This is a genomic window from Marinobacterium iners (genome assembly GCF_017310015.1).
Taxonomy (GTDB): domain Bacteria; phylum Pseudomonadota; class Gammaproteobacteria; order Pseudomonadales; family Balneatricaceae; genus Marinobacterium; species Marinobacterium iners.
Map to the genome: position 1 here is coordinate 548,445 of NZ_CP022297.1, position 22,234 is coordinate 570,678.

Annotated in this window: 17 protein-coding genes; 16 read left to right on the top strand and 1 reads right to left on the bottom strand. The window is 56.5% G+C overall.

The genetic code is table 11. The annotated features are described in order from the left end of the window. Positions 1–3: 3 nt before the first annotated feature. The 6 genes from glmM to CFI10_RS02705 all read left to right on the top strand — a co-directional run bounded on the left by glmM (position 4) and on the right by CFI10_RS02705 (position 8,417). A complete protein-coding gene (gene glmM / locus CFI10_RS02680; protein WP_206839083.1) occupies positions 4–1,356 on the top strand; it encodes a phosphoglucosamine mutase in 1,353 nt (450 codons plus the stop codon). A gap of 117 nt (positions 1,357–1,473) precedes the next feature. Beyond that, the gene (locus CFI10_RS02685) at positions 1,474–2,931 is read left to right on the top strand and encodes a sigma-54 dependent transcriptional regulator (protein ID WP_091822482.1); all 1,458 of its coding nucleotides are present in this window, start codon (positions 1,474–1,476) and stop codon (positions 2,929–2,931) included. Beyond that, a complete protein-coding gene (locus CFI10_RS02690; protein WP_206839085.1) occupies positions 2,928–3,998 on the top strand; it encodes a sensor histidine kinase in 1,071 nt (356 codons plus the stop codon). Before CFI10_RS02685 ends, CFI10_RS02690 begins: the two co-directional genes overlap by 4 nt. Beyond that, the gene (locus tag CFI10_RS02695) at positions 3,995–5,395 is read left to right on the top strand and encodes a sigma-54-dependent transcriptional regulator (protein WP_206839086.1); all 1,401 of its coding nucleotides are present in this window, start codon (positions 3,995–3,997) and stop codon (positions 5,393–5,395) included. Before CFI10_RS02690 ends, CFI10_RS02695 begins: the two co-directional genes overlap by 4 nt. A gap of 185 nt (positions 5,396–5,580) precedes the next feature. Next, complete coding sequence (gene acs / locus CFI10_RS02700) at positions 5,581–7,536, top strand: acetate--CoA ligase (RefSeq protein ID WP_206839089.1); 1,956 nt, start codon at positions 5,581–5,583, stop codon at positions 7,534–7,536. A 218-nt stretch (positions 7,537–7,754) separates the two neighbouring features. Next, positions 7,755–8,417, top strand: coding sequence for a response regulator (locus tag CFI10_RS02705; RefSeq protein ID WP_091822470.1), 663 nt, complete (start codon positions 7,755–7,757; stop codon positions 8,415–8,417). Positions 8,418–8,465: 48 nt separating this feature from the next. On the opposite strand, the gene CFI10_RS02710 is transcribed toward CFI10_RS02705, so the two are convergent. Beyond that, the gene (locus tag CFI10_RS02710; RefSeq protein ID WP_425270429.1) at positions 8,466–12,437 is read right to left on the bottom strand and encodes a hybrid sensor histidine kinase/response regulator; all 3,972 of its coding nucleotides are present in this window, start codon (positions 12,435–12,437) and stop codon (positions 8,466–8,468) included. A gap of 274 nt (positions 12,438–12,711) precedes the next feature. Here CFI10_RS02710 and CFI10_RS02715 point away from each other — a divergent pair, with 274 nt between their 5' ends. The 10 genes from CFI10_RS02715 to CFI10_RS02760 all read left to right on the top strand — a co-directional run bounded on the left by CFI10_RS02715 (position 12,712) and on the right by CFI10_RS02760 (position 22,229). Continuing rightward, on the top strand, positions 12,712–12,972 hold the full coding sequence (locus CFI10_RS02715; protein ID WP_206839091.1) for a DUF4212 domain-containing protein: 261 nt from the start codon (positions 12,712–12,714) through the stop codon (positions 12,970–12,972). A 6-nt stretch (positions 12,973–12,978) separates the two neighbouring features. Continuing rightward, complete coding sequence (locus CFI10_RS02720; protein ID WP_206839093.1) at positions 12,979–14,748, top strand: sodium:solute symporter family protein; 1,770 nt, start codon at positions 12,979–12,981, stop codon at positions 14,746–14,748. A 99-nt stretch (positions 14,749–14,847) separates the two neighbouring features. Beyond that, positions 14,848–15,360 carry a hypothetical protein gene (locus CFI10_RS02725; RefSeq protein WP_091822459.1) on the top strand — a complete coding sequence of 171 codons (513 nt, stop codon included), beginning with the start codon at positions 14,848–14,850 and terminating at the stop codon, positions 15,358–15,360. A 123-nt stretch (positions 15,361–15,483) separates the two neighbouring features. Next, complete coding sequence (locus tag CFI10_RS02730) at positions 15,484–15,744, top strand: sodium/substrate symporter small subunit (RefSeq protein WP_206839095.1); 261 nt, start codon at positions 15,484–15,486, stop codon at positions 15,742–15,744. A gap of 3 nt (positions 15,745–15,747) precedes the next feature. Further along, positions 15,748–17,580 carry a DUF294 nucleotidyltransferase-like domain-containing protein gene (locus CFI10_RS02735; protein ID WP_206839097.1) on the top strand — a complete coding sequence of 611 codons (1,833 nt, stop codon included), beginning with the start codon at positions 15,748–15,750 and terminating at the stop codon, positions 17,578–17,580. Positions 17,581–17,585: 5 nt separating this feature from the next. Further along, entirely contained in the window at positions 17,586–18,215 is a 630-nt protein-coding gene (locus CFI10_RS02740; protein WP_091822451.1) for a 3'-5' exonuclease, read from the top strand. Between the two features lie 195 nt (positions 18,216–18,410). After that, a complete protein-coding gene (gene fliE / locus CFI10_RS02745; RefSeq protein WP_091822449.1) occupies positions 18,411–18,776 on the top strand; it encodes a flagellar hook-basal body complex protein FliE in 366 nt (121 codons plus the stop codon). A 30-nt stretch (positions 18,777–18,806) separates the two neighbouring features. Next, entirely contained in the window at positions 18,807–20,486 is a 1,680-nt protein-coding gene (gene fliF / locus CFI10_RS02750) for a flagellar basal-body MS-ring/collar protein FliF (protein ID WP_206839099.1), read from the top strand. Then, the gene (gene fliG, locus CFI10_RS02755; RefSeq protein WP_091822444.1) at positions 20,476–21,480 is read left to right on the top strand and encodes a flagellar motor switch protein FliG; all 1,005 of its coding nucleotides are present in this window, start codon (positions 20,476–20,478) and stop codon (positions 21,478–21,480) included. Before fliF ends, fliG begins: the two co-directional genes overlap by 11 nt. Continuing rightward, positions 21,480–22,229 carry a flagellar assembly protein FliH gene (locus tag CFI10_RS02760; protein ID WP_206839101.1) on the top strand — a complete coding sequence of 250 codons (750 nt, stop codon included), beginning with the start codon at positions 21,480–21,482 and terminating at the stop codon, positions 22,227–22,229. The genes fliG and CFI10_RS02760 overlap by 1 nt, the downstream gene beginning before the upstream one ends. The last annotated feature ends 5 nt before the right edge of the window (positions 22,230–22,234 follow it).

Sequence of the window (22,234 nt, forward strand, 5' to 3'; positions counted from 1 at the left end):
CCGGTGAGCAGGAAGTATTTTGGAACCGATGGTATTCGTGGTGAGGTAGGCCAGTTCCCGATCACGCCTGATTTTGTTCTCAAACTGGGTTGGGCGGCGGGCTGTGTTTTTGCCCGTGAAGGGCGAAGCAAAATCCTGATTGGGAAGGATACGCGTATTTCAGGTTACATGTTCGAGTCTGCACTTGAGGCCGGGTTGTCAGCGGCGGGGGTGGATGTGCTGCTCACCGGTCCCATGCCTACACCTGCGATTGCCTACCTCACCCGAACTTTCAGGGCAAACGCCGGAATTGTGATCAGTGCCTCGCACAATGTCTATTCCGATAACGGCATCAAGTTCTTTTCCGGCGATGGCACCAAACTGCCGGACAGCATTGAGCGTGCGATTGAGGCACAAATGGATCTGTCCATGACGACAGTGCCGTCCGTCGACTTGGGCAAGGTTCGTCGTGTTGATGATGCGGCAGGGCGCTACATAGAATTCTGTAAAGGGACTGTCAGCGGCAACCTGAATCTCAGGGGGCTCAAAATCATTCTCGATTGTGCCAATGGCGCGACCTATCACGTGGCACCAAAAGTGCTGGCGGAGCTTGGTGCCGAGGTGATTGAGATTGCGTCTTCGCCTGACGGGGTCAATATCAATGAAGCCTGTGGTGCTACCGACACGACACGGCTGCAAAAAGTGGTGATGGCCGAAGAGGCTGACTTGGGTGTGGCACTGGATGGTGATGGTGACCGCCTGATGCTGGTGGATCATCGCGGTGAGCTGGTTGATGGTGATGAAATTCTGTTTATTATCACGCGGAGCCTGCTGCAGCAACAGGCTTTGAGTGGGGGTGTGGTTGGCACACTGATGTCGAATTTTGGTCTGGAGCAGGCGCTCGCGCAGCTGGATGTGCCTTTTGTCAGAGCCAAGGTCGGTGATCGCTACGTGATCGAGCAGATGCAGCAGCATGGCTGGGTCCTCGGTGGTGAAAGCTCGGGCCATATCGTGTGCGGCAACCTGACCACTACTGGCGATGGACTGGTTGCGGCGCTTCAGGTTCTGAAAGCGATACAGGAACACGGCCAGTCTCTGCATGAATTAAAGGCCGGTATGCACAAAATGCCGCAAGTCATGATCAATGTTTCCATGCCGGGTCGGCCTGACCTGAGTCAGGTCGCGCCGGTGCAGGAGGCTGTAGCAGCCACTGAGTTCGAGCTGGGCAGTCGTGGGCGTGTACTGCTGCGCCCATCGGGTACCGAGCCGGTGGTGAGGGTTATGGTTGAAGGTGAGGATGGTGCTGAAGTGAAGCGCCTCTGTCAGGAACTGGCCACAAGGGTAGAAAAAGAACTGGCGGTACTTGCCAGCCAGTGATGAGCTAACGCGGAGGTAATTAGAAGCTGTCATCCTTTTTACCTGCTTCGTCAATCTATTGACATCCTCTCTCTATTCGGTAGATTGTCAGAATCCTGACAATGCCCGGACACCCCCATGAGCATAACCAACAGTGGAGTTTCTGACCAGCCTCCTTTCCAGGCTCTGATCATCGATGACGATGCTGACAGGCGTGAGACCTTGCGTGCCTGTTTGCAGTTTATCGAGCTTGAGTGTCATGTTTTTGACTTTGTAAGCTGGCTACAGCAGAGCAGGGCATTTGCGCTGGACTCGGTGGGGGTAGTGTTGATTGGTGAGAGCAGTCTGCCAATTGCGCTGAATAAGCTGGTCGCCGAGCTGGATCGGGGGCCGGTTATCCCTAAGCTGTTGACCTGTGACTGGCCGGAGCTGGATCAGGCTGCATTTGCGCAGTCCGGTATTCTGGGTGTGCTGGCGCAGCCTTATCGTTATCCACAGTTACTGGATTGGCTGCATCAATGTGCCCTTCTGCGTGAGCGTGGCATAACTGAGCCGCGTGCACTGCCGGATATGCCGGGTTTTGTCGGCCAGAGTGCGCCCATTCGCGAAATCCGGCACCTTATTGCTCAGGTGGCACCACGTGATATCAGTGTCCTGATTACCGGTGAGTCCGGTACCGGCAAGGAGGTGGTGGCGCGTTGCCTGCATGAGCATTCGCCGCGCCGTGACGGGCCTTTTGTGCCGGTCAACTGTGGCGCCATTCCATCCGAGCTGCTCGAAAGTGAGCTGTTCGGTCATGAGAAAGGGGCGTTTACCGGTGCTATCTCCAGCCGACCCGGTCGGTTTGAGCTGGCCAACGGCGGTACGCTGTTTCTGGACGAAATCGGTGACATGCCGCTGCCGATGCAGGTCAAGCTGCTGCGTGTGTTGCAGGAGAGGCAGTTTGAGCGGGTGGGGGGCAGCAAAACACTGGAAGTGGATGTGCGCATCGTTACCGCGACCCACAAGAACCTGGAGCTGATGATTCAGGATGGGCAGTTCCGCGAAGATCTGTATTACCGCCTCAATGTATTCCCCATCGAAATGCCGGCACTGCGCGACCGACTGGAGGATCTGCCACTGCTGATCAATAATCTGAGTCAGCAATTGGATGAGACCGGCTCCGGCCGGCTGCAGTTCCATCCGGCCGCGCTGGAGTCCCTGCGCCTGCACCCTTGGCCGGGCAACGTAAGGGAGCTGGCCAATCTGGTTGAACGGCTCAGTATCATTCACCCTGGTGGTGTGATCGGGGTGTCGGAGCTGCCGCCCAAATTTCGCCATATTGAAGAGCCGGACCCAGAACGTTATGCACGACCTGAGCTGCCGCTGCAGGTCGATACAGAGCAACCTGTCGTATCCGCCGAAGTTGCCGCTGTTGAGGCACTGCCTGCCGAGGGGGTTGATCTCAAGGCCTGGCTGGAATCCCATGAGCAACGCTTGATCCATCAGGCACTTGATGCGACCGATCAGGTAGTATCGAAAGCGGCGCGCCTGCTGCAGATTCGGCGTACCACACTGGTGGAAAAAATGCGCAAATACGGGATTGAACGCCAGTGACTGAACACCAACAGCTGCAACAACGGATCGCCGAACTTGAACGTCAGGTGTCTGCACTTCAGGCCGACAGGGTGGCCCTTGAGCGCCTGCGCCGCCTGATTGATCGCATGCCCGGCGGAGTGCTGGTTATCGGTCAAACCGGACGTATTATCGAATTCAACCCGGCTGCGGTGCTGTTGCTGGGGATAGAGTTGGCCAATAAAACCTGGCTGGAGGTGATCAATCAGTGTTTTGCACCGAGGCCAGACGATGGCCATGAGGTATCGCTGAAGAACGGCCGCCGTGTAAGTCTGTCGACACAGGCATTGGATGGCGAACCGGGCCAGCTGGTGTTTATCACCGACCAGACCCACACCCGTACGCTGCAGGAGCAGCTGCACCATTACCAGCGGCTGTCGGAAATGGGACGGATGATGGCCTCGCTGGCGCATCAAGTGCGCACACCGCTGTCGGCGGCACTGCTCTACGCCAGCCACTTGATGGCACCGCAGCTGGATGATGACAAGCGGATCCGCTTTGCCGGCAAGGTTAAATCGCGCCTGACTCACCTGGAGCAGCAGGTGCGTGACATGTTGATCTTCGCCCGCGGTGAAACCCGATTGGAAGACCGTGTTGATGGCCGTACCTTGATGGCAAGGTTGGAAGACTTGCTGGATCAGCCTTTGAGCCAGCACGATGCAGATTGTGATTGCATCAACGAAGCACCTGATGCGGTGATCCAGTGCAATCTCGAAGCCCTGCTTGGGGCAGTGCTCAATCTGGTTAACAACGCCCTGCAGGCCTGCGAAGAGGGCTCTGAGCTCACGCTGCGTCTGGCCCAAGAGGGAGACAGACTACTGCTTGAAGTGATTGATGCTGGCCCGGGCATGGATGCCGCTACACTGAAGCGGGCGCAGGAGCCCTTCTACACTACCAAATCACATGGCACGGGGCTTGGCCTTGCCATCGCTCAGGTGATGGCAAGAGCGCATCATGGCGAGTTTGCTTTGGCTTCGACACCGGGTGTCGGCACCCGTGCGAGCTTCCGTCTGCCCCTGATCAATTCCACCGCACAGGAGTCGGCATGAGTGTAAAAGTCTTGATTGTTGAGGATGATATCGACCTGCGCGAGGCGATTACCGATACACTGGCACTGGCGGATATCCACTATCTGGAAGCCGGCAGTGGTGAGGACGCGCTGGCGTTGCTGAAGCGGGACAGTGTGGATATGGTGATCTCTGATGTGAACATGCCCGGTATGGACGGCCATCAACTGCTGGCCCATCTGAAGCAGCAGACCCCCTCATTGCCGGTGGCCCTTATTACCGCCTATGGTCAGGTGGAGCGGGCGGTGGACGCGATCCGCAACGGCGCCGCTGACTACCTGATGAAACCCTTTGAGCCGCAACAGCTGATTGATCTTATCCGCACCCATGCGCAGGGCCTGCTGACGGCGCAGTACGACGAACCCGTGGCTGAAGCTCCGGGCAGTCGCCAGTTGCTGCAGCTGGCGCAACGGGTGGCCGCAACCGACTCTACCGTACTGATCACCGGTGAGTCCGGTACCGGCAAGGAGGTGCTGGCACGATATATCCACAATCACTCGCCCCGTGCCGACAAGCCGTTTATCGCCATCAACTGCGCCGCCATTCCCGAGAGCATGCTGGAAGCAACTCTGTTCGGCCATGAAAAGGGCGCTTTCACCGGTGCCATCAGCAGCCAGCCCGGCAAGTTTGAACAGGCCAACGGCGGTACGCTGCTGTTGGATGAGATCAGCGAAATGGATCTGGGGCTGCAGGCCAAGCTGTTGCGAGTGTTGCAGGAGCAGGAGGTGGAGCGTATTGGTGGGCGCAAGGTAATCCCGCTGGATGTGCGCCTGCTGGCCACCAGTAACCGCCAGCTGGAAAAGACCGTGGCGGAGGGAAAGTTCCGTGAGGATCTCTACTACCGTCTGAACGTGTTCCCGCTGCAGTGGCAGCCGCTGCGTGAACGACCGGAAGATATCCGCCCGCTGGCCGAGCGCCTGCTCAAACATCACTGCCGCAAGATGGGTCGCAACCTGGCATCGCTGGACCCGACCGCCGCCAGCAGTTTGTGCGAGCATCACTGGCCGGGCAATGTGCGTGAGCTGGATAATGTAATCCAGCGTGCGCTGATTCTTCAGGCCGGCAACCGGATTACGGCCGCTGATCTGCATCTGGGAAGTGCTGCAATACCGTTGCGTAATGGGGCTGCACAGCCAGCCCCGTCAGACAGTTTGCCCGCGGAGACAGACGAGCCTGAAATGGACCTGGCCGAGGGCTTGTTGGGCAAAGACCTGAAACAGCATGAGTATCAACTGATCGTAGAGGCCCTGCGCGCCACCTCAGGCAGCCGAAAGGATGCTGCTGAAAAATTGGGCATCAGTCCACGCACGCTGCGATACAAGCTGGCGCGAATGCGAGAAGAGGGAATTGATCTGGAGTCATTGCTGTCAGGTAAGTAAGTGCACGCTTACTGTGTAGTATATGACTTTTGTCGGTATCCGAGTAGACCAATGTCTAATTCAGGGGACCCGAGTGGCTTCGGTATAACCTCTCATTAATCAACTCGATCGCGCCGACAATAGCGACTATAAATAAGTGCGGCGTTCCACGTTATAAAAACAAAACGCAAGCTAAGGGCATCACGATGAGTGAACAGAACGTATATCCGGTCGATCCGGCTTTTGCTGCCAAGGCGCATGCCGATGACGATAAATATCAGGCGATGTATGAGCAGTCGATCAACGACCCGGAAGCCTTCTGGGGCGAGCAGGGCAAGCGCCTGGACTGGTTCAAACCATACACCAAGGTTAAAAACACCACGTTTGATCCGCACACTGTCGATATCAAATGGTACGAAGACGGCGAACTGAACGCCTCCTACAACTGCCTTGACCGCCACCTGGAAACCCGTGGCGATCAGGTCGCGATCATCTGGGAAGGCGACGACCCGAGCGAAGACGAAAAGATCACCTACCGCGACCTGCATGCCCGTGTCTGCCGCTTTGCCAACGCACTGAAGGCCAAGGGTGTGCAGAAGGGTGACGTGGTGACCCTGTACATGCCGATGATCCCGGAAGCGGCTGTTGCCATGCTGGCCTGTGCTCGTATCGGTGCGGTGCACTCCATCGTCTTCGGTGGTTTCTCGCCGGAAGCCGTTGCTGCCCGTATTGAGGGTGCCAAGTCCAAGGTTGTGATCACCTCCAACTACTCTCTGCGCGGTGGCAAGGTTGTGCCGCTGAAAGAAAATGTGGACAAGGCACTGGATCACCACGAAGCCGGTAACCTGATCGAAACCGTATTTGTGGTCAAGCGTGTCGACAAGGATGTAGCCTGGAACGACAGCCGTGACGTTTGGTACGAAAGCGCTGTTGCTGAACAGTCGGATGACTGCCCGGCCGAGCCGATGAATGCCGAAGCACCGCTGTTCATCCTGTACACCTCCGGCTCCACCGGTGCGCCCAAGGGCCTGAAGCACACGACTGGCGGTTACATGGTGTATGCTTCCATGACCCATCAGTACATCTTCGACTACCACGAAGGTGATGTGTACTGGTGTACCGCTGACGTGGGTTGGGTTACCGGCCACAGCTACATCATCTACGGCCCGCTGGCTAACGGTGCCACCACGCTGATGTTCGAGGGTGTGCCGAGCTACCCGGACAACAGCCGTTTCGGTCGTGTGATCGAAAAGCACAAGGTCAATCAGTTCTACACCGCCCCGACTGCCATCCGTGCGCTGATGCAGCAGGGTGAAGACGTACTGGGCGACTCCGACCTGTCCAGCCTGAAGCTGCTGGGCTCGGTGGGCGAGCCGATCAACCCCGAAGCCTGGACCTGGTACCACCGCGTATTCGGCAAGGGCAAGTGCCCGATCGTGGATACCTGGTGGCAGACCGAAACCGGCGGCATCATGATCGTGCCGCTGCCGGGTGCGACTCCGACCAAGCCGGGTTCCGCCACCCGTCCGTTCTTCGGCGTACAGCCGGCGCTGGTCGATGGTGAAGGCAAGGAGATCGAGGGTGCCGGTGAAGGCAACCTGGTGATCAAGGACTCCTGGCCGGGCCAGAGCCGCTCCATCTGGGGTGATCACGAGCGCTTCATTCAGACCTACTTCAGCACCTTCAAGGGTGTCTACACCACCGGTGACGGCGCTCGCCGTGATGAAGACGGTTATTACTGGATCACCGGTCGCGTGGATGACGTTATCAACGTCTCCGGCCACCGCATGGGTACTGCCGAAGTCGAGTCCGCACTGGTTGCTCACCCGGCTGTTGCCGAGGCCGCTGTTGTCGGTTACCCGCATGATCTTAAGGGTCAGGGTATCTATGTGTATGTCACCCTGCAGAGCGGCTTCGATGCGAGCGACGAGCTGATGAAAGAGCTGCGCAACTGGGTTCGTTCCGAGATCGGCCCGATCGCATCGCCGGACCTGATCCAGTTTGCGCCGGGCATGCCGAAGACCCGTTCAGGCAAGATCATGCGCCGTATTCTGCGCAAGATCGCCGAGGACGATTTCGGTGCGCTCGGTGACACCTCCACCCTGGCCGACCCGACCGTGGTGGATGATCTGATTGAGCACCGCATGAACCGTAAGGGCTGATCAACGCCCGGCAGGGTAACAGCCATTGAAACGCCCGCCGCTCACCCGGCGGGCGTTTTTGTTTGGGGATTGGCGACAAACTCGCAGCTTGGTGCAGCACTGTCGACAATGAGGTGGTATTATTGCCCCCAAGTAAAGGCCCCCTATTTGACTGATTGGCACAACATTCGACAACTTCGGCTACTCTTAAGCGGGCCAAGGAACGAGGGAGACGATGCATGCAACTGGCACAAAAGATCATTATTGCTGACGACCATCCGCTATTTCGCGCAGCGCTGCGACAAGCGGTGACCCAGGCGGTACCCGGTGTCGAGATTGTCGAAGCCGACAGTCTGGCGGCGGTGCAGGAGAAGGTCGAACAACACGGCGATGCTGATTTGGTGCTGCTGGATATCCACATGCCGGGTACACATGGCTTTTCCGGACTGGTGTTTCTTCGTGGCCAGCACCCTGGCGTGCCGGTGGTCGTGGTATCCGGCAGTGAACAGCCGCATGTTATGAAACGTGCCATCGATTACGGTGCGTCCGGATTTATCCCCAAGTCCGCACCACTGGAAATCATTTCCGAGGCGATTACTGCCGTATTGGAAGGTGAAGAGTGGTTGCCACAGGAGCTGACCGAGAACATGGGCGATGTGAGCGAAGAGGATCAGCAGTTTGCGGCGGCGCTTGCCTCCCTGACACCGCAGCAGTTCCGCGTTCTGACCATGTTGACCGAAGGGCTCTTGAACAAGCAGATCGCCTACGAGCTGAGTGTGTCGGAAGCGACCATCAAGGCACACGTGACTGCCATTCTACGCAAGCTTGGAGTGCATAGCCGTACTCAAGCGGTTATTGCGGCCCAGCGTCTGGGCGTTGAGCCGCCCAAAACCGAAGTCTGATTCCACCTTTTCCCGGGCGCCATAACGGCCCGGGTCATGCTTCTTTTTTCAGTCCTTTTCCGCCCTCAGGGTAGCGATGATCTTGTTGATCATCGCACGCAGTGCCGCCGGCTTGATTGGCTTGGTCAGAAGCTGTGCCTGAGCCGTGTCGATCTCGTCACGCACTTCGTCAGTGCGATCCGCGGTGATCACAATAGCAGGCGAGAAGTATTCTGCCTCGGCAGGCTGGCCCTCAAGTACGGCCAGTTGGCGCAGTGCCATGACCCCGGTCTCGGTCTCGCCCAAGTGGTAGTCCGCCAGCACGATATCCGGTACCCAGCTGCGTTCCAGTGTGACGGCAACCGCTTCATCGCCTGAGAGAGCGGTCACTACATCACAGGACCAACCCTGCAGCAGTGCACTCATCCCTTCCAGAATTTTGGGTTCGTTGTCGATCACCAGTACCTTGATGCCGTTGAGTCCCTTACTGCGTATCCAGCCACGTTGCTCGGGCTTGGGTTTCTGTGCCAGTGAGGCATCCCCCAGTGGCAGAGTAATGCTGAATACTGTGCCCTGACCCGGCCAGGAACGAACCTTGAGCTGATGCCCCAACATGCGGGCGATACGGTCGGTAATTGCAAGCCCCAGTCCCAGCCCCTTCACCTGACTGTGTTTGGGGTTGTCGATCCGCTTGAACTCCTCAAACACCTCGCGCAGCTTATTATCGGGAATACCAACACCGGTATCCCAAACTTCAAGCCGCAGCTGCTGGCCCTCGCGTCGTGCCCCCATCAGCACCTTGCCGCTGGCGGTGTAGCGCATGGCGTTGGACAGAAAGTTCTGCATGATGCGGCGAAGAAGAGTCTGGTCGGAATACACTACCTGATGGCAATTGACGCTGTGGAACGCAAAGCCTTTCTCCTTTGCCAGCACGCTGAACTCGGTATTCAGAGTCTGGAACAGGTACTCCAGTGAGAAGTGGGTCAGTGTCGGTTCCAGTGCACCGGCATCCAGCTTGGATATATCCAGAATGGCGGTGATCAGTTCTTCCGCCGCCTTGAGTGAGCCGTCAAGATTTTCCACCAGCTGGCTGGTCTCGCGGCTGTGACTTTGCTGCGCCAGGGCAGAGCTGAACAGGCGTGCGGCATTGAGCGGTTGCAGCAGGTCATGGCTGGCGGCGGCCAGGAAGCGGGTCTTGCCCAGGTTGGCGGCTTCTGCATCGGACTTGGCCTGGCGCAGTTCATCTTCCATCAGGGCGCGGATGGTGTTCTCCTTGCGCAGTTCCTTGTTGACGACTGACAGTGCATGGGTACGCTCACGCACGCGCTGTTCCAGGTTCTCGTTGGTCTCTTGCAGTGCCTGCTCTGCCTTGCGACGCTCGGTGATGTCCTGATACAGCGTGAAGTAGCCCAGAACATCGCCGTATTCACCAATATGAGGGATGTAGGTCACCTCGGCAAAACGGATGCTGTCGCCCTGTGTGGGCAGGCGGGTTTCAAAGCGCTGTCGCTCACCTCGCAGTGCAGCGTCAATATAGTGACGCCGGTTGATGTACTCCTCTTCCGGCAGGGCCTGAAGGCAATGTACGCCGGCAATATTGTGCCGATCGAGGCCAAAGGCATCCGCATAGGCCTTGTTTATAAACAGAAAGCGGCATTCCGGGTCGAGATAGGCGATCAATACCGGCACGTTGTCGGTGTAGATGCGGATATTCTGCTCGCTCTCGCGCAGTGCCTCCTCGATCCGCTTGTGCTCGGTGATGTCCATGTAGGTGTTGACGTAACCGCCATTGGGCATCGGGTTGCCACGCACCTCGAGCACCGTGCCATCCGGGCGATAGCGCTCGTAGCTGTGGGGTGCGCCGGAGCGGATTGAGTCCAGTCGCATTCTGACCTGATGCTCAACATCTCCCAGCCCGTATTCACCCTTGATGGCGTTATAACGGAACACCTCTTCAATCGGGCGGCCGACACAGATCAGCCCTTCCGGGTAGCTGAACATCTCCACGTAGGGGCGGTTCCAGGCGACCAGTCGCATCTGCTGGTCCACTACGCTGATACCGAGGCTGATGTTCTCGATGGTGGACTGCAGCAGCGAGCGGTTGAAGCGCAGAGCCTGCGAGGCTTCATCCACAATGGTGACGACATCGCCGATCTCCATCTCGCGACCGCGCAGGGTTGAATCCATGACGATACGGGCCGATGAAGCACCGATGGCACCCGACAGCAGGCGCTCAGTATGCTGGATCAGTTCGGGCGTCGCCTTTTCGGCTGCCATTGGCGGCCCTTCCCCCCGGCCCTGCCCAAAACTGCTGAACGCTTGGCGGGTGCGGCTCATGCCCAGAAAACGCTCGCTCAACATCTGCAAATCGCCAACGGTCACTTGCCCGAAATGGCGTGATGGGTCGGCAATGCCCTTGGCAGAGGTGTTCACGAAGGCGCTGGCCTGAATCCGGTCAACCAGGCGGATGCTGGTGAAGCGTGAGACCAGCACAAACAGCAGGATGTTGACGCCCAGGCTCCAGATCACACCGTGCGTCAATGGGTCGAGTCCATTCAGGCCAAGCAGGGCGGTTGGGTTGAGTAAACCGTTGCTGTCACTGACCTGGGGCAGCCATTCAACCGGAATCAATCGGGCCGAGTTGAGGGTCGGCAGCACCAGAGTGTAGACCCAAAGCAGAAAGCCGGCGCTGAGCCCTGCCAGCACACCGTAGCGGTTGCCGCTGCGCCAGTAGATGCCGCCGATGATGGCTGGCAGGAACTGGATCGCTGCCACGAATGCCAGCAGGCCGAAGGAGGCCAGCGGCCCCTGTTCGCCCAGGATGCGGTAGTAGAAGTAGCCCATCAGTAACAGGCAGATGATGGTGATGCGCCGCACACGCAGCAGCAGGGCGCCCAGATCACGGGATTGTGACAGGCGCAGCCATGAGATGCGGAACAGCAGCGGCATTACGATATCGTTACATACCATGGTAGCCAGCGTGATGCTGGCCACGATCACCATGCTGGTGGCCGCCGACAGTCCACCAATAAAGGCGAAGGTGGCCAGGTAGCCCGAGCCCTCTGCAAGTGGCAGCATCAGTACATAGGTGTCGGCATCAACATTACTGCCGTTGAAAAAGATCATGCCACCGGTGGCGATCGGCAGTACAAACAGGCCCAGTATCAACAGATAGAGCGGGAACAGCCAACGGGCGGTGTACAGGTTGCGACGTCGGGTGTTTTCCACAATGCTGACATGAAATTGACGCGGCAGGCAGATGGCTGCCGCGCAGGCCAGAACCACCTCGGTGAGAAAACCGGTGGTAAGCGGGTTGCTGAAATTCTGGTTGTCGCGCAGCTGTGTCTGCACCTGCCAGGCCAGGTCCTGAAAACCGTCAAAAATGCCGAAGATCACGAACAGCCCGACCGCGACAAACGCGGCAAGTTTGACCAGTGATTCAAACGCCACCGCCAGCACCAGTCCTTCGTGGTGTTCAGTTGCGTCGATGTGCCGGGTGCCGAACAGAATGGCAAACACCGCCATCAACAGTGCAACAAACAGGGCGGTGTCACTGCCCTTGCTCATGGCTTCGGTAGCCCCCGGCGCCAGTGCGTTGTAACTGATCGCTACCGCCTTCAACTGCAGGGCGATATAGGGAATGGTCCCCATGACCGCGATCAGCGTCACCAGTACCGCGAGACTTTGGCTTTTGCCATAGCGTGAAGAGATGAAGTCGGCGATGGTGGTGATGTTTTGCTGCTTGCTGACGGTGAACACCTTTTCGATGACACGCATTGCCAGCAGAAATACCAGAATTGGCCCCAGGTAGGTGGCGACGAATTCCCAACCGGTAGAAACGGCGCGGCCAACCGCCCCGTAAAAGGTCCAACTGGAGCAGTAGACGGCGAGGGAAAGCGAGTAAATGACCGGGTTGCTGGCCCACTGTTTGCCGGCACTGCTTTTGTCACCAAAGTAGGCGATGGCAAACAGCAGGCCCAAGTAGGCCAATGAAATCAGGATGATGGTCCAGCCGGATAGCATGTCGAATCTCGCTTGCAAGTGGATCAGGCGGCTAGTGTAGCGCCTAAGTCTTGTGTCGGCACCGTTACGGACACCAGAGCGGACCAAAGGCCTGTGACCATTGTATTACATGCCACGGATCATGTTTTTTGAATGTTTTTGTAACATGCTGATTCTTCGATGTTATTTTTGTTCGGGTACGGCAGGGAATACAGTGTTCTACTAAAGTCGGGGCTTTTATTCCGTGCGTTCTTTCTGCAAGATCACTCTGGAATTACTCTCGGCTCCAATAACAAGAAAACGGAGAAACAACATGGCAGATGATAAATCCAAAGCTGCTCAATACTGGTCGACGAACCTTCGTCTGATCCTGGGAAGCCTGGTCGTGTGGGCCCTTGTGTCCTATGGCTGCGGCATCCTGTTCCGTGGCGTGCTGTCCGGCATTCCGGTCGGTGGCGCTGACCTCGGCTTCTGGTTTGCCCAGCAGGGCTCCATCCTTACCTTTATCGGCATCATCTTCCACTACGCCTGGAGAATGAACAAGCTCGATAAAGAGATGGGTCTGGAGGAGTAAGCCAGTATGAGTCAGTTTGCAATTAACTTGATCTTCGTAGGTGCATCCTTTGCACTCTACTTCGGCATCGCCATCTGGGCCCGTGCCGGTTCTACCAAAGAGTTCTACGTTGCAGGCGGGGGTGTTCACCCGGTTGCCAACGGTATGGCGACCGCTGCTGACTGGATGTCAGCTGCCTCCTTTATCTCCATGGCGGGTCTGCTGTCTGCAGGTTATGTCAACTCCTCCTTCCTGATGGGGTGGACTGGTGGTTATGTACTGCTGGCGATGCTGCTGGCCCCGTACCTGCGCAAATTCGGCAAGTTCACCGTACCTGACTTCATTGGCGATCGCTTCTACAGTCGTGGTGCGCGCCTGGTGGCGGTAATCTGCCTGATCGTGGCGTCGGTTACCTACGTAATCGGTCAGATGACCGGTGCCGGTGTTGCCTTCTCTCGCTTCCTGGAAGTGAGCAGCACAGCCGGTATCTGGATTGCGGCGGCGGTTGTATTCTTCTACGCCGTATTCGGTGGCATGAAGGGTATCACCTACACCCAGGTGGCTCAGTACGTGGTACTGATCATCGCCTACACCATTCCGGCCGTGTTCATCTCCCTGCAGTTGACCGGCAACCCTATTCCGATGTTCGGTATGTTCGGTGACCATGTCGAGTCCGGCATGCCGCTGCTGACCAAGCTGGACGAAGTGGTTCGTGAACTGGGCTTCCGTGATTACACCGCTGATGTGGACAACAAGCTGAACATGGTTCTGTTCACGCTGTCTCTGATGATCGGTACTGCAGGTCTACCGCACGTTATCATCCGCTTCTTCACTGTACCGAAGGTGGCTGATGCACGCTGGTCTGCTGGCTGGGCACTGATCTTCATCGCGCTGCTGTACCTGACGGCTCCGGCGGTTGCTTCCATGGCGCGTCTGAACCTGATCAACACCGTTTACCCGAGTGGCCCGACTGAACCGGCCATCGAGTACGCAGAGCGTCCTGACTGGGTGAAAACCTGGGAAGAAACCGGTCTGATCAAGTTTGAAGACAAGAACAGTGACGGTCGCATCCAGTTCTACAATGCCAAAGCGGGCGATGACTTTGCACCCGTTGAGCAGGCGCGTGGCTGGAACGGTAACGAGCTGACCGTAAACAATGACATCCTGGTACTGGCAAACCCTGAAATTGCACAGCTGCCGGGTTGGGTTATCGGTCTGATTGCGGCCGGTGGTATTGCAGCGGCACTGTCGACTGCAGCAGGCTTGCTGCTGGCGATCTCCTCTGCCGTATCGCACGACCTGATCAAAACCATGATCAACCCGAATATCACCGATAAGGGTGAATTGATGGCTGCCCGTATCTCCATGGCTGTAGCGATTCTGGTAGCAACCTATCTGGGTCTGAACCCGCCAGGGTTTGCGGCGCAGACGGTAGCACTGGCGTTCGGTATCGCAGCTGCGTCCATCTTCCCTGCCCTGATGATGGGTATCTTCTCCAAGCGGGTGAATAACAAGGGTGCAGTTGCCGGTATGCTGGCTGGTCTGCTGAGTACTCTGGTGTACATCTTCACCTTCCTGGGCTGGTTCTTCATCCCGGAAACCAACACTCTGGCCAACACTCCGGATAACTGGATTCTGGGCATCTCTCCGCTGTCCTTCGGTGCGGTGGGTGCGATGATCAACTTCGTGGTTGCCTTCGCTGTGTCTCACATGACTGAAGAGCCGCCGGTTGAGATTCAGGAACTGGTAGAAAGCGTGCGTTACCCGAAAGGTGCTGGCGCTGCGGTTGACCACTGAGCATAATACTGCCTGAGTACAGACAGCAGATGTCTGACAAGGGTTGATCCAAATCGGGCTTCCAACTGGAAGCCCGACTTTTTTCAGGAAGTGAGAAGTATGATCTGGAATCTGGTTGCAACAGCGTTTGCCGGTCTCGGTGCCGCGGGGGTAGCGCTCATCCTGCGTATGCTGAGCCGAAAAAAACTCCCCAAGTGGATCATTCCTGCTTTTGCAGGTGCTGGTATGCTGGCCTACCAGATTTATATTGAATACAGCGCACTGGATCTGATCAAGTCCAGGTTGCCTGAAGGTACTGCTGTGATCGAAACCGAAACGGACAGTATGGTGTGGCGCCCGTGGACCTATCTGGTTCCTCTGGAAACCGCCTTTACTGCACTGGATGTAACCAATGCCGACAGCCGAACTCTTGAAACGGGTGAACAGGTGGTCAGGTTTGTGTTGTATCGGTTCGAGAAGCACCATGTAACTCAGGCGCATCCTCAGGGGTATCTGCTCAACTGTGATAACCGTGAAGTGGTTAAGCTGGATGAGGAGGGGCGGCCGATGGCTTCGCCTGCAGAGCAGATTGCCAGAGGGAAGCAGGTATATCAGATGCTGTGCCAGCCCTGAGCTGACCTTGGCACAACGAACCGCTCCGACTAAAGTCGGGGCATATTTAGCCACCTGTGTTTGTTAGATTCAGTGGATAAGCCCACAGGCTTTCACCGGATATAACAACAACAGAGTGGTGTCATGTATTCAGGTAAAGAAGGCGCCAAGGCAAGTTGGCGCGAGAACCTCAGAATTAGTCTTACCGGTGTGGTCATCTGTCTTGCTGCCTTGTATGGATGTGGCACTGTCTTTATCGATGAGCAGCATCAAGCCCGTCTTTCAAACACCCCACCTGACTTCTGGTTTTCTCAGGAAGGCCCTGCTTTTCTCATGATTGTGCTTATGTGGGCTTATGTGTTTTGCATGAGTCGGCCCCGCCTTTGTCTCGAGCTGCAGGAGTAAAAAATGCCCAACTCGTTCAAGATCGATAACATCCCTTTCAGCCTGCTGAATGAGGAGGAGCAAACGCTGCTGCGTGCCAACCTGGATATCGCCTATTTCCAGAAAGGCGAAACCGTCATCCAGGCAGGTGAAGTGCCAGACGGCCTGCATGTGGTGCTGAAAGGCCGAGTCAGCGAGAGTGAAGCGGTTGCCGAGGATGGCGAAAAAAGAACTCAGCATGTGTTCGTACACTATGAGAACGAAGACTACTTCGGCGGCTGGTCGGCACTGAGAGGCAAGGCGATCCATAATTTCGTGGCGGAAGAGGAAACCATTTGTCATATCCTGCCGACACGAACACTGCTGGACTTGATGGCGACCAATGCCCAGTTTGCCGATTACTTCCAGCAGAACCTGGCGGTAAAGCGTGAGATTGTCGCTCAGCATGGCAGTAATCAGGACATGGCTGAGTTCATGCTGGCCAAAATCACCGATGCCACTGTTCGTGAGCCGTTGGTGGTAGAGCAAGGGACCAGCATTCGTGCTGCAACCGAGCTTATGCGAAGCCATAAAGCGGACTGTGTACTGGCACGCAAGGGTGGTCGTTATGGCATGGTAACCGGGACTGATCTGCTGGACGCAGTCGTGCTGAAGCAGCTGCCACTGGAAACGGATGTGTCCGATATCGCCAGTTATCGATTGATCGCCATTGACCATGAGGACTACCTGTTTAACGCGCTTGTGATGATGACTCAGCAGCAGATTGAGCGTGTAGTCGTGATGGATGGTCAGGATATGGTGGGTATTGTCGAGCTGACCGATGTGCTCAGCTACTTCTCCAGCCATTCCCATGTGATTGGCTTGCGCATCGAGCGTGCAGCCAGCATCGACCAGTTGCGTGAGGCCGCACAGGGCCTGAATGAGCTGATCAAGGCGTTGATCTCTACCGGCGTCAAGATTCGTTTTACCATGGATCTACTGGCGGCCATGAACGGGCGCATTATTGCCAAGCTGTTCGATCTGATCGTCCCTGCGGACATGCAGCCGCACGTCTGCTTGATCGTGATGGGGTCGGAGGGGCGTGCCGAGCAGATCATGAAAACCGATCAGGATAACGCGCTTATATTTCGTGACAATCTGGCCTGGCCTGAAATGCAGCAATGCATGCAGCAGTTCAGCGAGACTCTGATCTCATTCGGCTTTCCGCCTTGTCCAGGTAACATCATGGTGTCCAATCCCGAATGGGTCAATTCGGTGGGTGACTGGACTCAGAAGCTCAGTGATTGGGCCGACACCTGTGAAGGCAGTGCACAGATGAACCTGGCCATTGCGGTTGATGCCAAGCCGGTAGCGGGTAACGAGGCGCTGTTCAAGGTGGCGCGTAACTGGTTCCTGCGTCACCTGCGGAATAATGATGTGTTTTTCTCGCATTTTGCCCGTGCCGCGATTGGGTTTGATACGCCACTTACCTTCTTCGGCAACCTCAAGGACAAGGGGCAGCTGGATATCAAGAAAGGCGGGATTTTCCCCATTGTGCATGGTGTCCGTACCATCGCGCTTGAACAGCGCATCCTCAAGACGAATACTTTCCAGCGCATTGAGGCGCTGATGGAAAGTGGCCAGATGCAGGAACAGCATGGCCGTGATTTATCGGAAGCGCTGGCGCTGTTTATTCAGCTGCGTCTGCGGCAGCAGATCCGCCGTGCCGAAGAAAGTCCTGATGGAGCCGATCCAACCCCAAACATGATCGACCTGCAGCAGCTGAACAAGCTTGAGCGGGAACTGCTGCGTGATGCCTTGCATGTGGTGAAAGGGTTCAAAAAGCACCTGACAATGCGTTACCACCTGGGAGGCTGATGTAGATGATCATTCCGCGCTCAATACGGCGTCTGAAAGAGAAACGTGAGCACAGGGAAGGGCCCTGGGCGCATCTGTTCGAAGCCTACAAGGGTGACGAAGTCGTGTCACTTGACTGTGAAACCACCAGTCTTGATGTGAAAAAGGCCGAAATACTGTCGATCGGAGCTGTGCGCATCAAAGGGCGTAAAGTGATTACCAGTGAGCGTCTCGACCTTAAATTGAAGCCTCCGGCCAGCCTCAGCGGTGATTCCATCAAAATCCACAAGATCAGAGCCAGCGATCTGGCGGATGGCATCGAGCTGGACGAGGCTCTGGAAAAGGTGCTCGAATTCGTCGGCAATCGTCCCATTCTCGGTTACTACGTCAATTTTGATATTCGCATGCTGGACAAGTTTATCCGCCCCAAGTACGGTTTCGGCCTGCCCAACAAGGCTGTTGAGCTTTCCCACGTCTATCACGACATCATCAAGTGGAAGCATGTGGGGGGTAATATCGACCTGCGCTTTGACACCATTGCAGGCAAACTGGATATTCCCATCCTTGAGCGGCACACAGCTTTGGGAGATGCCATCACGGTAGCGCTGATGTATGTACGGCTGCGCTACGGTGAATCGCCAGAAGGACGATACTAGGGCATGCATTAACGTCAGGTTCCCCGGCGGGCTATATGGCCCGCTTTTTGCATTATAGAGTTAAGCAGTAACAGCATGACCCTTGTCAGGCTCAATTGGCGTCAGGATATTGTCAACTCTGGCGTGATTGCAGCTTGAAGCGGGAGGGTTAGTCTCTATAATGTCAAAATATTGCCGTCCGGGAGGAAGCTCTGCATGATTGAACGAGCTGATATCAACAGCCTTCTGTCACAGATGCGCGCGATCAAGTCAGAGGTGCAGCAGGGGCCGCGTCCGGTCGAAATGCTGGATCTTAGGGCCGAAGGTATTGGTGCGCCGGGGATCAGCAAGACCGAAAGCAACAGTTTTGCGACGCTGCTCAAAGGGGCTGTGGATAAGGTCAATGAACACCAGTCGGAAGCATCACGGCTGCGTGAAGCGTATGAGCGGGGCGATCCTGGCGTGGATCTGCCGCAGGTCATGATTCAGGCTCAGAAGTCTTCGGTCTCGTTTCAGGCTATGACTCAGGTGCGTAATCGTTTGGTAACGGCGTATGAAGATGTCATGAAGATGCCGATTTAATGTTTTCAGGTTTTACACGGTCAGGGTTGAATGGATAACACACCGGCACAACTTAACAGCAAGGGCAGTTTGATGACCGGCTTTAACAGCCTGGGAATCCTGCGCCAGCTGGGTCTGATGGTGGGGCTGGCTGCCAGCATCGCCATCGGCTTTGCCGTTGTGCTCTGGTCACAGAAGCCGGATTATCGGGTGCTGTTTTCCAATCTCAACTTTTCCGATGCCAATGAAGTGATTGAACAGTTACGGCTGTATAACATGCCGTACAAGTTTGACGCTGACGGCCGGGCAATTCTTGTGCCGCAGGAGCATGTGCATCAAGCGCGGCTAAAACTGGCCGCTGAAGGTTTTACCGCTGACAAGACGGTAGGCTTTGAGCTGCTGGAACAGGAACAGGGGCTGGGGACCAGTCAGTTCATGGAGAATGCTCGCTTCCGCCGTGGGCTGGAAGGCGAGTTGGCGCGTACCATCAGCAGCCTGCTTGCGGTACGTTCTGCCCGTGTTCATCTCGCGTTGCCGAAAGAGTCTGTTTTTGTACGTGATCAGCGCAAGCCGCGTGCCTCTGTATTTATCGAAATGTTTTCCGGGCGCACGCTGGAGCGGGATCAGGTGGCCGCGATCGCCAATCTGGTGGCGTCCAGTATTCCTGAGCTGGCGGTGGATGATGTCACGGTAGTTGATCAGAAAGGGCGTCTGCTCAACACACGCAGCCAGGACCAGGATGTGGTGCTGGCGGCAAAACAGCTCGAGTACACCCGCAGCATTGAAGAGACCCTGCTTAACCGGGTCAACAGTATCCTCCAACCGGTTGTTGGGTTGGGCAACTTCCGGGCTGAAGTGTCGACCGATATCGATTTTACCGAAGTTGAACAGGCAGACGAGATATACAATCCAGATCTGCCGGCGTTGCGCAGCGAGCAGACATTGGAAGAAAACCGCGCCAGTGGTGATCTCGCTCAGGGGGTTCCGGGGGCGCTCTCCAACCAGCCGCCCGGACCCAACTCAGTTCCCGAGGAGATGGATGCCAATGCTGCCGCACGTGGTGGCGCCGCACGCTCGGGTTCAAGCCGTGAGCAGGCCGTGCGCAACTACGAGCTGGACCGTACCCTCAGTTATACACGACATCAATCCGGTGTGGTGAAACGCCTGAGTGTTGCGGTTGTGGTGGATGATCTTCAGACTATCAACCCCGAGTCCGGTGAAACCGTGCGCACGCCATGGACTGAGGCTGAACTTGAGCGGCTGCAGGTACTGGTACGCAATGCCGTGGGCTTCTCGGCACTGCGCGGTGACAGCGTCACAGTGGTCAACTCACCCTTCGTGCCCCCTGAGCAATTTGAAGTTGAAGAGTCTTCCTTTTGGCAGGAGGACTGGTTTTGGGATCTGATGAAGCAGCTGATGGCGGGGCTGTTTGTGCTGCTGCTGATTTTGGGTGTATTGCGCCCGATTCTGCGCAGCCTAGCGGATGCAGGTAAGGGGCGTGAAGTGGCAACGCTGGGACCGGCCGGTGAAATATCGGCAGATCTTGAAGGGTTGGATGGCGCCGGAGTGGCAGATGACAAGGTGACACTCGGTAGCTCCGATCGTGGTGTCATGCCGACACCCAATGAAAGCTTTGACTATCAGCTCAATGCGATCAGGAGCATGGTCGCAGAGGATCCGGAGAAAGTGGCGCAGGCCGTTCGGCAGTGGGTGATCGATCATGAGCGATGATAGTGATCTCACGGACATCCAGAAAGCGGCCATTCTGCTGATCAGCCTGGGCGAGTCAGATGCAGCCGAGATTCTTAAGCACTTGGGCCCCAAGGAAGTGCAGCGTATCGGCGAGGCGATGACCCAGCTGGATAATGTGCCCCAATCGCGGGTCGAGTCGGTCGTTGCCGATTTCATGCATGTCGTCAGTGACCAGACCGGCATCGGCATCAATAACGATCGCTATATCCGTGCCATGCTGAATCAAGCATTGGGCGAAGAAAAAGCCAAGACATTGATCGACCGTATCCTTTTCAGCACCAATACTTCTGGGCTGGATACCCTGCGCTGGATGGATCCGCGTCAGGTTGCCGAAGTGCTGCGCTATGAGCATCCCCAGATTCAGGCGGTGGTGGTTGCCTACCTCGATCCGGACCAGGCAGCAGTCGTGTTGACTTACTTCGATGAAAAGGTGCGGTTGGACATCCTCATGCGCATCGCGGCGTTGGATCGTATTCAGCCGCAGGCCCTGCAGGAACTGAACGACATGTTTGAAACCCAGTTTGCCGGCAGCAAGGCCAGTCAGTCGCGCACTCTGGGCGGCGTGCGTTCAGCTGCGAATATCATGAACTACATCGAGACCAGTCTTGAAGCTGAACTGCTGGAAGGCATTAAAGAGAATGATGAAGGGCTGGCAAGTGAAATTTCGGATCTTATGTTCGTGTTCGAGAATCTGATCGATGTCGACGATCGCGGCATTCAGGTGATTCTGCGCGAAATTTCCACCGACAGTCTGGTGTTGGCGCTCAAGGGGGCCGATACTGCTCTGCAGGAAAAGATTTTCAAGAACATGTCCAAGCGTGCCTCCGAGCTGTTGCGTGATGACCTTGAGGCCAAGGGCCCGGTGCGGGTGTCTGAAGTTGAGGATGCTCAGAAGGAGATTCTCAACGTGGCTCGTCGTTTGGCCGATGAGGGTGAAATCATGCTGGGTGGCTCCGGCGAAGAGATGATCTGATGAAACAGGATGCTCCTGTCCGTATTCGTGCCGCTGATGTGGCTAGCCTCGAACGTTGGCTGCCGCCCGATGTTGGCGTGGAAGCGCCGGTTGTTCAGGCGCTGGCCCGTAAGCCGAAGGCTCCGCTTGAAGATGTCGATGTCTCCGTGGTTGAAGAGGAGATATTTGCCGAAAAATTGACGCTGTCACAGTGGGAAGAGATCTGTGAGGAGGCGCGACGGGAAGGTCATGCCGAAGGGTTGAGCGAAGGCCGTGAACAGGGGCAAAAGGAAGGCTATGAGCAGGGGCTTGCTCAGGGGCTGGAAGCGGGTCAGGTCGAGATTAAGGCTAGGCTGGAGAGGCTTGACGCCTTGCTTGAGCAGTTACAGCAACCGATCGAACAGCAGCGTGAAGAACTTGAATCTACCATTGTGAAACTGGTGGTGGCTCTTTCGGAGGCGGCGGTTAAGGCTGAGCTGAGTCAACGAGTTGAACTGCTTGCTCGCAGCGTCCATGAGGCGCTGGATCAGCTGCCAAGAGCCAGTGGCGAAATCCTGGTGCGGGTTAATCCTGACCAGCTTGCAGCCCTGGAGCCACTGCTGGATGACAGTAGGCTTCAGCTCAAATCAGACGAAGGTCTTGCAGCAGGCAGCTGTATCGTTGAAAGTGGCAGTTGTCGCGTCGACTATCGCACTGAAGAACGTTTTGCACAGGTGGCCGAGCAGCTGCTGGCGCGCCTTATCAGTACACCTGACGCCAATTCCAACTGATCACC